The 15,049-nt window shown below is 35.5% G+C and carries 13 protein-coding genes and 1 pseudogene; 2 read left to right on the forward strand and 12 right to left on the reverse strand.

The window, feature by feature from the left end; all coding sequences use genetic code 11:
- Together K332_RS0110040 and K332_RS22315 are read right to left on the reverse strand one after the other, a co-directional pair.
- Window positions 1-869: transposase (locus tag K332_RS0110040; protein ID WP_026907346.1), on the reverse strand; the 869-nt coding region annotated here is incomplete at its 3' end.
- A gap of 106 nt (window positions 870-975) precedes the next feature.
- The gene (locus tag K332_RS22315; protein WP_245604664.1) at window positions 976-2,217 is read right to left on the reverse strand and encodes an amidase; all 1,242 of its coding nucleotides are present in this window, start codon (window positions 2,215-2,217) and stop codon (window positions 976-978) included.
- A 221-nt stretch (window positions 2,218-2,438) separates the two neighbouring features.
- Here K332_RS22315 and K332_RS0110050 point away from each other — a divergent pair, with 221 nt between their 5' ends.
- Both K332_RS0110050 and K332_RS24865 read left to right on the forward strand, forming a co-directional pair.
- Window positions 2,439-4,922, forward strand: a complete 2,484-nt coding sequence (locus K332_RS0110050; protein ID WP_026907347.1) for a bifunctional diguanylate cyclase/phosphodiesterase — start codon at window positions 2,439-2,441, stop codon at window positions 4,920-4,922.
- Between the two features lie 34 nt (window positions 4,923-4,956).
- On the forward strand, window positions 4,957-5,193 hold the full coding sequence (locus K332_RS24865; RefSeq protein ID WP_425414456.1) for an EAL domain-containing protein: 237 nt from the start codon (window positions 4,957-4,959) through the stop codon (window positions 5,191-5,193).
- Between the two features lie 52 nt (window positions 5,194-5,245).
- On the opposite strand, the gene K332_RS22320 is transcribed toward K332_RS24865, so the two are convergent.
- From K332_RS22320 to K332_RS0110095, 10 genes and pseudogenes are all read right to left on the reverse strand, one after another.
- Window positions 5,246-5,740, reverse strand: coding sequence for a GNAT family N-acetyltransferase (locus K332_RS22320; protein WP_342665452.1), 495 nt, complete (start codon window positions 5,738-5,740; stop codon window positions 5,246-5,248).
- A gap of 82 nt (window positions 5,741-5,822) precedes the next feature.
- Window positions 5,823-6,335, reverse strand: a complete 513-nt coding sequence (locus K332_RS0110060; RefSeq protein WP_051359422.1) for a hypothetical protein — start codon at window positions 6,333-6,335, stop codon at window positions 5,823-5,825.
- Between the two features lie 54 nt (window positions 6,336-6,389).
- Window positions 6,390-6,650: a hypothetical protein gene (locus K332_RS0110065; RefSeq protein WP_026907349.1), complete on the reverse strand. Its 261-nt coding sequence runs from the start codon at window positions 6,648-6,650 to the stop codon at window positions 6,390-6,392.
- 188 nt (window positions 6,651-6,838) lie between these two features.
- Window positions 6,839-6,985: pseudogene (locus K332_RS24470) on the reverse strand (VOC family protein); the annotation flags it as partial.
- A gap of 24 nt (window positions 6,986-7,009) precedes the next feature.
- Complete coding sequence (gene abc-f / locus K332_RS0110070) at window positions 7,010-8,944, reverse strand: ribosomal protection-like ABC-F family protein (protein WP_026907350.1); 1,935 nt, start codon at window positions 8,942-8,944, stop codon at window positions 7,010-7,012.
- Between the two features lie 479 nt (window positions 8,945-9,423).
- The gene (locus K332_RS0110075; RefSeq protein WP_026907351.1) at window positions 9,424-11,088 is read right to left on the reverse strand and encodes a ribonuclease J; all 1,665 of its coding nucleotides are present in this window, start codon (window positions 11,086-11,088) and stop codon (window positions 9,424-9,426) included.
- 117 nt (window positions 11,089-11,205) lie between these two features.
- On the reverse strand, window positions 11,206-11,544 hold the full coding sequence (locus tag K332_RS0110080; RefSeq protein ID WP_036688637.1) for a zinc ribbon domain-containing protein YjdM: 339 nt from the start codon (window positions 11,542-11,544) through the stop codon (window positions 11,206-11,208).
- 133 nt (window positions 11,545-11,677) lie between these two features.
- Window positions 11,678-12,859, reverse strand: coding sequence for a DUF4317 domain-containing protein (locus tag K332_RS0110085; protein ID WP_026907353.1), 1,182 nt, complete (start codon window positions 12,857-12,859; stop codon window positions 11,678-11,680).
- 207 nt (window positions 12,860-13,066) lie between these two features.
- Complete coding sequence (locus K332_RS0110090) at window positions 13,067-13,873, reverse strand: ABC transporter ATP-binding protein (RefSeq protein WP_026907354.1); 807 nt, start codon at window positions 13,871-13,873, stop codon at window positions 13,067-13,069.
- A gap of 185 nt (window positions 13,874-14,058) precedes the next feature.
- On the reverse strand, window positions 14,059-15,015 hold the full coding sequence (locus K332_RS0110095; RefSeq protein WP_026907355.1) for an iron-hydroxamate ABC transporter substrate-binding protein: 957 nt from the start codon (window positions 15,013-15,015) through the stop codon (window positions 14,059-14,061).
- Window positions 15,016-15,049 lie beyond the last annotated feature (34 nt).

Consider the following 15,049-nt stretch of genomic DNA (forward strand, 5'->3'; position numbering starts at 1 on the left):
TATATAGCTTCATAGTCATAGCCTGCATCCATTGTTTGATAACGTAATGGGAGATGAAGGCGTTCATGAATTCCCTTCAGTAAAGGGATAGCTGCCTTAGCGTCACTTAGGCTTCCAGATGAAAAAAGGGCATGTAGAATATATTGACTAGACGTTCCAACGGCAAAATGACCTTTGTATCCAAACCAAAAAATATTCTGCCCTTCTGCGTTCTTTTTCACGCCCCATTTAGGGTCTTGAGGGACTTCAGCCCGTAGTTCAGCTAAAGGTACATCCAATTGTGCTTCGATTTTTCTGTCATATAAAGGCAAATTAGCTTCCTTTTCAGCCTGTTCCTTAAGCCACCCGTCACGCTCTTCTTTTAATTTACGACCGCGTTTTTTGGGCTCAGGTTTTGGCTTTTCCTCTTTAGGAGGTGCTTGGTCACGTGCTTCAAAATGAGTTGCATCAATGGCAGCTGCATCATCCGTGATAAAGCCTTCCGCAATGGCTTGAAGGGTTACGTTATCTCGTTCTTTCTCTAAGACATTGCACTCGACTAATTTTGTGATAAGACGAGAATAGGAGGATTCCGAGGGAACTACGTCTGATACGAGGAACCCACAGTTCAACTTAAAAGAAATATCATTCTTAAGACGTTTAATCAGATCCTTAATCGTTGGAATTCGTTCAACATACCTTACTAAGGTGGAAATAATCATCGCCGCATAATTCAGATCTTCTGGCGCACCCAGTCGGGATTTCTTGGTAACTTTATGATAGATTTTATCCAAATCTACCGTCGAAATAATCGCTTCATATTTTTGGGTAGGTTCCATGTCGTATAATTCTTGAATGCCAAATAAGCTAGTTTGTCGTATAATGGTCAAAGGGAGCACTCCTTCTGTCTTTTTGGTTGTTTTAGTCAACTACCATTATACAAGATTTGGGGAGGTGCTTCCTTTTTTATGTTTTTAATCCCTTGCCACGCAAGGGCTAAAAATTATGAAATTCATTCAACCGAAAACTACTAACCAACTTTATCAATATTTTTTCCGCATTAGTTTGATCTAGCTTACCAATCTTAGAAGGTGGAAAAGCTGTAGTTGGTGTAATGTAAAAGTCATAGTTTTCATGAAAATCTTCCATTTTAATTGCAACTTCATCCCAATACTTTAAACTAGTTAGAAAATCTTTCGCAGTTACTGCTTTTCCAAGCAAACCAAGAATCCAAGTGGTAGGTTCAACATCTTTAGAAGTTACTTTACGACTAACTTTTTTCTCAATTTCTCTCAATGTTGAGCCAACCTCAGCAAAATACATCATGAGATAGCTTTCTGCTAATCGTTTGCCGTCAATAGGGGCTTCTTTTTCCTCCACATGATGTCCCATGCTTTCCAACAGCTTCAACGTTTTATGTACTGCCACTTTGCATTCTTCGTCAACAGGTGTTCCTAATGGTGATCTAGTTGTAAAAGCAATGTTTAAAGGTCGGTTGATAGGAGTCTGTGACGCCTTTAAATATGAGCCCTCAAAAGTTGGCGCAATAAAGGCATTCGCACGGTCCGGTGTATACTCATCAAGCATTGCCGCACTGTCCCTTACCGAACGAGTTAAAATATGGTCCACGGAAGCACCTTGCCATGATCGACCACGTGCAGGGCCAATAGGTGTACGTCCTCGAGTTGGTTTTAAGCCAAACAACCCACAATATGCAGCAGGTATTCGAATCGAACCTCCCCCATCATTTGCACCTGCAATTGGCACCATCCCTGATGCTACAGCAGCTGCAGATCCTCCACTTGATCCACCAGGTGTGTAATCCGTATTCCAAGGATTTCGAGATGGCCCGTAAAAGGTTGGTTCTGTTATACCCATTAATGCAAATTCTGGAACATTAGTCTGTCCAAGTATGTTTACCCCAGTGGTCATGATTTGCCGGACAAATTCACTATCATGATCCGCTTTATATTCAGCAAGTGCCTTTGACCCCATTGTCATTGGCTGTCCTTTTGACTCCTGAGCAATATTTTTAGTTAAGATAGGTACACCAGCGAATACACCAGTTAAATTTGGTTGTGATTCATCATACATCTTATGAATAATTGCGTTAAGCTTTGGATTCTTATTTTCTATTTCCAGAATTGCCATGGAACGTACTTCTTCCAATTTCACTTCATTCTTTTTAATTAAATCTGCTAATCCAAGACCATCGTATTGCTTATAATCAAATACCAATTGGACCACCCCATATCATACTTATCTATTAATCATATTTATAAATTGTTTAAAAATTTAAAAAAATATTCTTCCATTCCATTCTAGCATAGTTGTAATGATATTACCTTCTTATCGCCAATTCATTTCTTACAATGGATTAATTTTTCTACCTAGTGAAATACTATGTTAGTACACTTACTTTTTTATACCTTGTGTGTATTTCGTTAGGAGTGTTCATTATGTACAACGAATCCTATAGCCCATTTTTAATTATCTTTTCTATCCTTATTGCCATTTTCTCATCCTATACCACATTAGTTTTAGTCGGGAGAATATTAGATGGTAAAAGGGCAAAGAAAAAGATATGGCTTTTTACTGGGGCATTTGTCATGGGCTCTGGAATTTTTTCTATGCATTTTATTGGCATGATTGCCTTTCATAGTAATCATTCCATTACGGTAAATGGATTTCTACTAGTATTAGCTTTCATAAGTTCGCTTTTATCTTCTTATGCTGCTTTTTATCTCCTTCAGGCTCAGCCACTAACAAGAACTAAAATTCTTATTAGTGGCTTATCGGTTGGTCTGGGTATTGTACTGCTACACTATATTGCAACTTTTGCCGTACATGAAAAAGTTGCAATTCAGTTTAAATCAATCTTTTTCACCTTATCTATCTTGATTTCTCTTGCCTTCTCATTCGTAGCAATTAAAATGTTTGTAACGATGAGAAGTAAACCTCAAAAGTCCAATTTTAACATCCTAATTAACTCAGTTGTTTTAGGGGTAACCGTTTCAGCCATGCATTACACCGGAATGAAAGCAACAAATTTCCTAGATTCAGACTCTAATGCAAGTTCTTCAATGATTGATGCACTGGTGTTAGGTAATATTATTTCATACAGTATTATTTTCATTATGATGGCCACATTAATTACAGCTTATCATGACCATCGCATCCTAATTACGGAGAGACGTCTTATCAAACAACTCAAAGAAAGTGAATTGCGGTACCGACGTTTGGTGGAACAATCACCAGAAGCAATTCTTGTTCATAATGGACAAACTATTTTATTTGTAAATGATGCATGTCTTAGAATTACACATGCAACTAGTAAGAATGAGCTGATTGGTAAACAAGTTATAGATTTTATTGACCCCATAAATCGTGAAGTTTTAAAAAAACATATAGAGTCCATAGAGATGGAAGGGCGATTAGAAATTAGCCAACAGAAAATTATTGCTGTTGATGATTCAATCGTTGATGTGGAAATAGCCTGGATTGGAATAATGTATGATAATCAGCCTGCAATTCAATTAGTTTTGAGAGATATAACAGAACAAAATAAGTTAAAAAGGGAGTTAGAAGAAAAAAAACAACGATACTCGTCCCTTTTTGAATATAATCCTGATCCAGTTTTATCGGTTGATTGTCAAGGCAACTTTAAAGAAGTAAATTCTATAGTTTGGGATCTTCTGGGTTATTCTAAGGAAGAATTGTTAAATATGTCATTTCATTCCCTGATAGATCCTAGTTATTTAGATTTGGCAATATCTATCTTTTACAAAGTTCTCGGTGGAAAGCCCCAAAATTATGAGGTAGTTGTAATTGGAAAAAAAGGGTACAAATTACCAGCAAACTTAACGCTTATCCCTATTATTATTGATAAAAATGTCACGGGTGTATTTTGTATTGCTAAAGATTTAACAAAAGAAAAAGAATCACTACAAAGAATAGAGGAACTCGCATATACCGATCAACTTACCGGCCTTTTTAATCGTACGTCTTTTAACAATTACTTTAGAGAAGTATTAACAAAAACAAAAGAAGATAAGACCTCCATTGTGATTCTCATGCTGGATTTTGATAATTTTAAAGATGTTAATGATATCTTAGGACATAATATCGGAGATCTCTACCTACAGCGTGTATCCAAGAGACTTAGGGAATGCCTTCACCAACAGGATAAAATTGCAAGAATTGGTGGAGATGAATTCATCATATTATTAGAAGACGTAACCAAGGATGAAGCAGGGAATATAGCTAGAACTATTCTTAATGTAATGAATCATGCTATTCATATTGAGGGTCACGACATTACAGTAACATTGAGCATTGGAATTAGTATCAATTCTGATTCAAACACTGATGTAAATACGATGATTAAACAGGCTGATTTAGCGATGTATCACGCGAAGGACCAAGGGAAAAATAATTACCAATTTTTCACCAATGAATTAAATGAGAGAGCCCTTCGAAAAGTAAAACTAGAAAGTGCACTAAGAAGAGCCATTGAACAGGAGGAGCTAAAGTTACATTACCAACCACTAGTAGAAATTCAAACCGGAAAACTTGTCGGAGTGGAAGCACTACTAAGATGGAACCCTATATTTGGTTCTGTTGCACCTAGTGAATTTATTCCGATTGCTGAAGACACCGGATTGATTGTCGAAATAGGAGAATGGGTAATTGAAGAAGTTTGTAGGCAAATAAATAGTTGGCAACGCCATTATTCCACTGTAGTCCCTGTTTCCTTAAATGTCTCGGCAAGACAATTTAAAGAAGCCGAATTTACTAAAACAGTAAAACAAATCATTCAAGATGCACATATTAATCCTTCCTTATTGGAAATTGAAATTACGGAAAGTGTCATGATGGATATAGAAGAATCGGTTCAAATTATACAAGAACTAAGGGATTTCGGGGTAAAAAATAGCAATTGATGATTTTGGAACTGGCTATTCTTCTTTATATGTTATTACGAACCTCAAATATGACACCCTAAAACTTGATAAATCCCTTATTGACGAAGGGTTAAGACCTGAATTCAGAGCAATATTATTGGCTGTTTTAGAATCAACAAGAGATCATAAACGAATCGTTGTGGAAGGTATTGAAACAAAAGAACAATTCGATGCACTAAAGTCTTTTCCGATAATTGGGCAAGGTTATTATTTTAGCAAACCTCTGCCCCCAGAAGAGATGCAGTTGTAGTTTTAAATTGAGAAAAGCCGAAGCAATTTTGACAAGGGCTCCGGCTTCTCCATTATTTATCTTTCATCCATTGTTCTTTCGTCAATTTCATATTAATCGAATCGATCCATTCCCCTTCATATTCCAAATCATTTTCATCAACACGTTCGAATACAAATCCAACTTTTTCATAAACAGTCTTTGCCCGTGGATTAAATGCAAACACACTTAAAGTTAATTGATTTAAATCTGTTTGTGTAAAGAGATAATCGACCAATAGTTGGGTCGCTTCTGTCCCAAATCCGCGATTTCTTCCACGTGGTCCAATTAATATTCTGAAGTTCATACTTTTGTGTTTTTCTTCATATAAATTGGCAACGACCTCCCCAACTAAATAATTCATTTTTTTATCTATAATAGCTAGATCCAAACGATCAGGCTGCTCATTTCTAGTATTATACCAATCCCTAACTTCTTTCTCGTTATATCCAGGGGTACTCCCTGTTAATTTAATAACTTCAGGATCTTGTAGACATTCTTCTAGTCTAGGAAAATCTTCTTCTAAGATAAATGGTTAATATTACTTTTTCACCTTGAATAGTAGGTTTCTTTCGTAGATTAATCATTTCATACTCCCCACTTCTACAGCTTTACTCCGCTTCAGCAATACTTATATTCATTCGTCCATCGCGATAGGGTGCAAAAAAATCATCTTGCTCTCCTATCATTAAACGTTCATTTTGAAGAAAGGCTAGTTCTTTCTTATGGTATATCTCCCCATCGATTTCAACTTCCAATACTAGGTGATGCCAAAAGGAATGCCCATCCTCATTTTCTACCTCCACTATCTTATAATCTTTCACACGATAATTCTGTTCTTTCAAAAATGAAATTTTACTATGATAGAATTGTTTTGCTTCCGTTTCTATTAAGGAGGTTCCTGCACTTCTACTGCCTTCACTGTCGATTTTCTCTTGATCATATATATACAAATATTGATAAGCCTTCTCATAATCTTCATCTATGATTGCTTGATAATATTTATTAATTAAACGTTCCGCTTCTAATTCAGGAAAGAAAGTTTTCCGTATCCCTGACCAGGAAAATGCTACGATAAGTAGGATAATTACTACTATTATTACTTGCTTATTGATTCGTTTCAAAACAATCCCCCAATATCTCAGTAAAAATTGTGAAGTCATCTATAATAACTTTCTTCATCTCATATACAAATACAAAGCAAATGCAATAAAGGAAAGGGAAATGGCTATGATATAGATCCAAGATAAGCTTTTCACATTGGAAGATATTGATTGGGATTCATATTCAAGGGACCTTTTCAACTCATTTTGGGCTGTATCTCCATCTTCTTCATATTGTTTCATCTTACTTTCTTCTTGCTTTATAACTAGAAGTGTTGCAATTAACCCAATTACACATAAAATAGCAATGATAGCTATAATAAGCCATATATTCACGTTAAATCCTCCTCATTACATAAGAAAGTTTAGATACCTTTTTAACTGCTAAAACATATCTATAGTATTAATTTTACTATACTTCTCTTAATTAATGGGTATAATCATTGAAAAATTTCAAATATAATACAAAGGGCAGTTTTGTCGTTGCTCTTCATGCAACACAAAACTGTCCTTTGTATTTATCCTTATTTAGCATTCTCATCTGTCTGATGAATACCGATAACATTTCCTTCTGTATCTATATCATATCCTTACCACGCCATTTCTGGTAGTGCATACTTTGCTAATGCAACAGTACCACCATATTCAAGATTTTTTGCTTCCGTAGCATCATTTGTGTTAATCTTTCATTTTATCTATTCCATAGCACCCAACCACAAATCTGTAGCCACCTCTAGCTCCTCACTAAGTTCTACTTTTCTATTATGCAACGTATTAAGCTCCATATAATCAATAGATGCTACTAGCATCGCTTCCTCTAATGCTTTTAATTCCTTTTCAAGAAATTCTACTTTTTCCAGTAGCTTTGCTTGATTGACAGTTATCCTTTCCTCACTAACTTGCTTCACTACCCGTACCTGCTTCTTCGGTACTACTATACGTTCTTTCTTTTCTTGCTCGAGTCTAAACTTCTCTTTTTCATTTTTATAATCATCATAATTTCCAAGATAGCTCTTTAAGGAATGTTCCTCTACCGCGATCATACGATTACTCATTTTATTAATGAAATAACGATCATGTGAGATAAAGAAAATCGTCCCCCCAAAGTCTTCTAATGCTTCCTCCAACGTTTCAATCGAATCAATATCCAGATGGTTAGTTGGTTCATCCAGAATTAATAGATTGACCTCTTGATAAAGTAAAATGGCTAGCTTAAGTCGGATTCTTTCTCCACCAGACAAATGCTTTACTTTCTTAAAGACACTTGCTTTATAAAACATGAACTTGGAAAGATATTCTCGTGCTTTTCCTTCTACTATTGAAATATCTTCACGAAAAGCATCGATTAACATTAACTCCTCATTAGGAAAAATGATTTTTTGTGGCAAATAAGCTACTTTCACATTTGCTCCAATTTCGATTTCTCCACGATCCGGGTATTCTTCTTTAAATAGCATCTTTAAGAGTGTCGTTTTTCCACTTCCATTTGGGCCAATAAGACCAACCCTTTCCCCATAACGAACGAAGACCTCAGCATCCTTAAATATTAATTTTTCTCCATAGCTTTTAGTTAAATTATTAGCTTTGATGGTTTCTTTTCCAGATTGTCCAGACTCATTCATATCTAGTTGCATATTTTTCCTTTGGAGTGTTGGTTTATCTATACGTTCCATCTTATCTAATCTCTTCTCGATACTAGCAGCTCTTCTAAAAAATTTATTATTATCCGCTCGCATTGCCCAATCTCGTAAGTCTTTTACCGTTTTCTCCATGGCATTAATCTTCTTCTGTTGCACACGATATTGTTCGAATTGAATTCGTATAGTTTCTTCCTTTTGTTTTACAAACGATGAATAGTTACCCTTGTAACTAGTAGATTCCATATCTTCAATTTCAACAATTTTTGTAGCGACATGATCAAGAAAATAGCGGTCGTGCGACACAATGAGTACAATCCCTTTATAACTTTTCAAATAACCTTCTAGCCATTCAATGGATTCCATATCCAAATGGTTGGTAGGCTCATCTAGCAGTAAAATGTCAGGATTATGAATGAGTAGCTTACCAAGTATGACGGTCGTTTTCTCACCGCCACTTAAGTGATCAAAATCCCTTTGTAGAAAGCTTTCATTAAACTTCAACCCTGTACAAACCTTGCTTAATTTTTCTTCGCGTTCGTAACCACCTTTTAATTCATACAATTGCATTAAACTACTATATTTATTAAGTGCTTTATCAAGGGAAGTACCGTCTAACTTTTTCATTTTTTCTTCTTGTTCACGCATTTTCTTTTCTATCGTATCAATTTCTTCAAAGGCAAGATTTAGAATGTCGATTACTTTCACATCATGTGGGTAGTTAGGCATTTGTTCCAGATAAGCTTTTGTTGCTCCTCGTGGTATCACATGAATTAAGCCTTCATCATATCCATTGCTTGTCGTTTGCGGATAACCCGGATAATAATTCATTGGCTCAATCCCAGCAATCACCTTCAGAATCGTACTTTTCCCACTTCCGTTTACGCCAACAATTCCTAATCTTTCACCATCATACGCTTCAAAACTGACATCCTCTAACACAAGTGTCGCTTCCAAATACTTTTTAATATTATTCAATTTAAGTTCTAACATACTAATCTCTTCCTTCATCCATTAGTGTGTTACACCAACAGTGGACAGGCAAAACTAAGTCGTTTACTATTCAGCTGTTAACTAAAAAAGACCATAAGAAGAAAACACTTCTTACAGTCTGATATAATCTGCGAAAATAAATAGATCGATATGCACCATTTCTTATGCACATACAAATGTATGAGACAAGGGCCTGTAACAGTTCTTTGCCTTAACATTATAATCTCCGTATCAGATAGTAAGTAACCTTCTAAATTGCCTGATTCCTAATGGCATAACAAATAAACCTATTTTTTAGGTTATATTCTTACAAATACACATTAAAAATCTTTATTAATTTGATTAACAATTAATAATTAGCAATTTGTCGGCATCATTACTACCTAACTCCTTTCGAAATTGTTTATATTATTACATTTTTTTGTCATTTTGTAAATAGGCGGTTTACAAGGACAACAAATCCTTTCCCACTACTATTCTCATATTTCAATTAATATAGGTACAATCATCGGTCGCTTTCTTGTTTTCTCTTTTATATGCTGGCCAACTAATTTTTTGATTTGTTTCTTTTTCACATTCCAGGAATACCTATTTGCCTCATGGAGCTCTTCAACGGTGGCATTAATGATCTGAATCATTTCTTTCCGTAGCTGGGAAAAATTATTGTCTACAAATCCACGCGATATTATTTCTGGTTCTGCAACCATTTCTCCTTCCAGTTTACTCATCGGAAGAATAAGCATAACCATACCATCCTCTGAAATTTGTTTGCGATCACGTAATACAAAATCAATATTCCCTACATCCACACCATCTACATAAGTGCTTCCAACTGGAATTGTTCTGATACTTAATGCAATAGAATTTTCAATATCAACAACATCACCATTCTTTAGAATAAACGTATTCCCCTGCTCTACACCTACTGATTCAGCTAGTTGACGATGATGATGTAGCATTCGATATTCTCCGTGAATAGGAATAAAATACGTAGGTTTCATCAGGGTCAGCATTAACTTTAAATCTTCTTGATACCCATGACCGGAAACATGCATACCAGAAGTACTTCCTGAACCATAAATCACATGAGCACCTAACTGATATAGATTGTCTACAATAGCAGAAACATTCTTTTCATTTCCTGGTATGGGGCCCGCAGCAAGAATTACTGTATCTTCCGGTAAAATTTCAGCATCGCGAAAATTACCTGTGGAAAGTCGACTAAGAGCGGCACCTGGTTCGCCTTGACTACCTGTACATAAAATCGTTATTTTATCTGGTGGAAAGTCATCCACTTCTCTCGGTTCAATTAGCATGCCTTTTGGAACATCTAGATAACCTCTTTCCATCGCAACCCCAATAACATTCACCATAGATCTACCAAGTAGAACTAATTTTCGATTTGTTTTTTCAGAGGCTTGAACTACTTGTTGGACACGACTAACATTAGATGCAAAAGTCGAAACAATAACTTTCCGTTTTGCTTTCATAATTATACTTTCTAAATTTTCACCTACCATTTGTTCCGATGGCGTATAGCCTTTGCGTTCTGCATTGGTACTCTCGGACAGCAAGAGCAGTACTCCTTTATTTCCAATCTCAGCCATTTTATGAATTTCTGGACGTTCATTGTTGGCAGGGGTCCAATCAAACTTGAAGTCCCCAGTATGTACAATAGTTCCATCAGGAGTGTTAAAAACAATTCCTAAGCAATCGGGAATGCTATGATTGACTTTAAAAAAGCTGATATTCATGTCTCCAATTTGAACTTCAGAGTCTGAATGGATTCCATTGAGCTCGGTTTCTCTTAGGATTCGGTGCTCCTTTAATTTAATTTCAATCACTCCCAGTGTGAACCATGTTGCATATATTGGCACATTAATTTTCTTTAAAAAATACGGAATCCCGCCAATATGGTCTTCATGACCATGCGTAACGATTAATGCTCGGACCTTATCCTTATTTTCTTCTAGATAGGAAATATCCGGGATGATTAAATCAATACCTAATAAACTCTCGTCAGGAAACTTATTTCCACAATCGATAATAACAATATCCTCGCCATATTCAATGGCATACATGTTTTTTCCTATTTCATTCAATCCACCAAGGGCAAAGACTGATAGCATGTTATTCAATTTCATACCCTCCTGTTTATAATTTTGTTATAGTATGCCCGTTTAGTTTCCTTTTTATGGGAGGTATGTTTTATCTCAATATAAAAAGCACTCAAGTCTATGAGTGCTTTACAGTATGTATTCCTATAGTTTTTTAACAAATTCGGACTTTAGCTTCATCGGACCAAATCCATCAATCTTGCAATCGATATTGTGGTCTCCTTCAACTAAACGTATGTTTTTCACTCTAGTCCCTTGTTTTAAGACTGATGAACTTCCTTTTACCTTTAAGTCTTTTATGACGGTAATGGTATCCCCATCACTCAATACATTTCCATTTGCATCCTTTATAACTTTACTATCCTCTTCATTCTCTGTTTCTTGATTTAACATCCACTCATGTCCACATTCTGGACAAACTAACATTGTCCCGTCTTCATAGGTATACTCAGAATGACATGTTGGGCAATTTGGTAGATTCACTTGAATTTCCTCCCTTTGTGAAAGAATACTATGTAGCTTCTATACTACCTTCTCTGTAAAGAAAGTAAATAAAAGTGCTGTCACTTCCTGGAATATGTCGGGTTCGACATATTTCGGGAAGTGACAGGCACCATTAATCTTCTGCTTTATGGAAGAGGGCTTCTGGTATCATTTCGAAGCCTTCGATCATGGTGTTTTCCTCTAGTTCTATCATGAGGTAGATTTTTCCGTTAAGGTGTACTTGACGGACATGTCTTAATTCTGGTGGACTGATAGAAAGGTCTGCTACTTTTGTTTTTACTTTAATGGATTTAGATGAATATTTTGGTAAAATATTACTTGCCTTCAATTCGAAATTTCCATCATCGATTACGGTCTTAAATGCATCTTCAACCTTTTCTACATCTACGTCTTTTACACCACTCGTCCGTAAAACTTTTTCAACATCCTTGTAGTCTAGTTTAGGAACTTCTTCCTCTTCATTTTCTTCGATAACACGATGAATCTCATCGTAAACATTAGAAAGTGTTGATGTATTAATCTGATCACCAGCAACTTTTTTCACGATTTCTTCAAAGACTATCTTATCATCTTCAGCAGTCATGGTTTCTTCAGCATTTAATACTTCTTCAATAAAATGATAGCTTAACTCATACTTTTTCCCAGCAGAATATAAAACATGATTCACATCCGCTGCGTTATCATTGAAACATGGGAAAAGAAAACCTGATAATGGTGCTTTTAAATTAATGATAGGATCAACAACAATATTATATTTGAACTGTTTTTCTACATAGTCAAAGAGTAATTCCTTCTTTGGATCTTGTGTGCGATTCATACTACTCAAAATAAACGGGTTCGAGAAAACCGTGTCTCGTGCATTTTCTTCCGTTTCTGCATTACTTCGTTTCACTGGCTTCCTATATTCCCCGCGAATAAAGGTCACTACAATGTCCATCTCATATTGCTTATCCGTTAGCATCTTCTCCACTAAACGAAGCATATGACCTTTCCATTCTTCTGTATCGCTACTTAATAAACCTTGGTGAAGAATCAGCTGACTGTTATTCTCTACATCTCGTTGGAATTTTAATTCAAATAGCTTCTCATCCAACTGACCAGATAGTACTTTTTTAAAGTTATCCATAAACAACTCTTGTTGTTCTTGTTCTAGCATTTCGAATGGAAAGCTTTGATGATGATAAATATCGCTCGATTCCTTCATGATGTACACGTAGAAAATTTCATGTATCTTTAAAAGATCATTATTTACTTTGAACTGTTTTTTAAAATTTGCTATGTCTTTTTTGTTCAACTTTTATAACACTCCTAAGCAGATTATCTTATTCATTGTTACACACATTCTTCCATTTTATCATGAATCAAAATGTAGCATAATCTTTTCTTCCAAAAGATATGGATAACCCCATAATAAAAAACACTCAAACATTTTAAGCTGCTTGAGTGGAATTAATTGTTATTCATGATAAACTTTCATGCTAATGGATTGATAGTCTGTCTATCATCTAACAGCATTAAGTACACAACGCCCTTTACCGAATGGTATACACATTGGTGTACCAAACAGTGGATCACAAGCTACACTACACTTCATTTGAAATACTTCATGAACTAATTCGCTTGTAATAATTTCTTCAGGCTTTCCTTGTGCAAAAATCTTTTTATCTTTGACTGCAATAATATGATGGGCATATCTACTAGCTAAATTCAAATCATGCAGCACCATAACAATGGTCCGCCCATCTTTCTCATTCAGGTCAAATAATAAATCAAGAACATCAATTTGATGTGTAAGATCCAAATACGTAGTCGGTTCATCTAGTAGAATAATATCCGTTTGCTGTGCCAATGTTAATGCTATCCACGCTCGCTGCCTTTGCCCACCGGATAGTGAATCTACTAGTTTATCTTTTAAAGAAAGCATATTAGTCAGTTCGAGTGCATGTTGAACTGCTTCATCATCTTCCGTTGTCCATTTTTTCGTAAAACCTCTATATGGATGTCTTCCTAAATTGACAAGTTCTTGAACGGTTAATCCCTCGGGGGTAATCGGACTTTGAGGTAATATAGCCAATTTCTTAGCAATATCTTTCGTTTTCATAGTAGTAATATTCTCACCATCTAATACAATGTTACCATCCATTGGTTTTAATAAACGTGCTAAGGAACGCAATATAGTTGACTTTCCACAACCATTTGCACCGATTAACACAGACACTTTTCCTTTTGGTATGTCAAGATTAATGTCATCAATAATGACATTCCCTCCAAACCCTAATGTTAAATCTTGTGCTGATAATGTCTGCATGTAATCCACCTCCACCATAGTCGACTTAAGAACTTAGTAATACCGATTCATCCATAATCGTTACTTCCATTCTATTTGCTTTCACCCCCGAAGTCAATGATAATCGTTTTCATTTAGGTGAAATTGAAGAGGCTGAAACATATGTAGTTGAATGAATGATTTTACGTATGTTTCAGCCTATTTTATTATTTTACTAATATATCCAACATAGATTCAATTGTACGTTTTGATGCAATCAGGCCTTTATTTGTCCAATTACTTGCATCGTGTACTATATATACTTGCCCATTTTTAGCTGCTGGTGTACTTTTCCATACTTCACTATTTTCTAATGTTTCTAACCCCTGCTCATCTTCCGTAGCAAGCAAGAAAACATGGTCCGCATCTAGTTCAGAAAGCTTCTCAACTGAAATAGGATTCCACTGTGCTTCCGCTTCTCCTAATTCTTCAATTAAAGCTGGATACTGTAATCCCAATTCAGAATATATCACTTCCGCACTGTGACGATTCTTTTCAAATAAAAAGAATTGATTTCCAATGGCCCATATCACTGCGACAGTGTCTTCACCAATTGCTTCTTTCAACTGTGTACTGGCATTTGCAACAGTTTCTTCATAATCCTCTAATGCTTGTTTAGCAGCATCTTCCTTATCTACTAATTGACCAAATACTTCTAGTTGCTTACGCCAATCTGTCATTGTTTCCTCAGTCATTACATAGGTAGGGGCAATTTTGTTATAATCATCATAGGTTCCTTCATAGCTATCTAAATTGTTTTCTACTATAATTAAATCTGGTTCATACTGAAGAACTTGTTCCAATGGAAGATTCCATTCTAATTTTGGTAAATCTTTCATTTCAGGCTCTAGATAATCTTGAATTGTATTTCCAATGGCCCATTTTGCTACTGGCTCTACATCAAGTGCTAGCAAGGCATCTTCATGAAATGGAGCAAGAATTCGTTCCGTATCTTTAGGGATAGCAAATTCACCTTTAGCAGATTCTATAACCGCTTCAGAAGATGATTCTGTATTCTTCTCTGATTCGGTAGAATTATCATTACTTCCACAAGCGGAAAGAAATGTAACAAGGCAAATGGTAACGATTAATACATATAAATGATTATGTAAAAATTTATTCATGTTAACTCCCCTTTATGGTAAAATTCATGATAAA

It is taken from the genome of Paucisalibacillus globulus DSM 18846 (assembly GCF_000482485.1).
Lineage (GTDB): Bacteria > Bacillota > Bacilli > Bacillales > Amphibacillaceae > Ornithinibacillus > Ornithinibacillus globulus.

Bases quoted from the DNA above. Each gene is read 5' to 3' on its own strand.
- K332_RS0110095 (WP_026907355.1), bottom strand. From the start codon at position 15,015: ATGAATAAATTTTTACATAATCATTTATATGTATTAATCGTTACCATT.
- abc-f (WP_026907350.1), bottom strand. From the start codon at position 8,944: ATGTTAGAACTTAAATTGAATAATATTAAAAAGTATTTGGAAGCGACA.
- K332_RS0110090 (WP_026907354.1), bottom strand. From the start codon at position 13,873: ATGCAGACATTATCAGCACAAGATTTAACATTAGGGTTTGGAGGGAAT.
- K332_RS0110050 (WP_026907347.1), top strand. From the start codon at position 2,439: ATGTACAACGAATCCTATAGCCCATTTTTAATTATCTTTTCTATCCTT.
- K332_RS0110075 (WP_026907351.1), bottom strand. From the start codon at position 11,088: ATGAAATTGAATAACATGCTATCAGTCTTTGCCCTTGGTGGATTGAAT.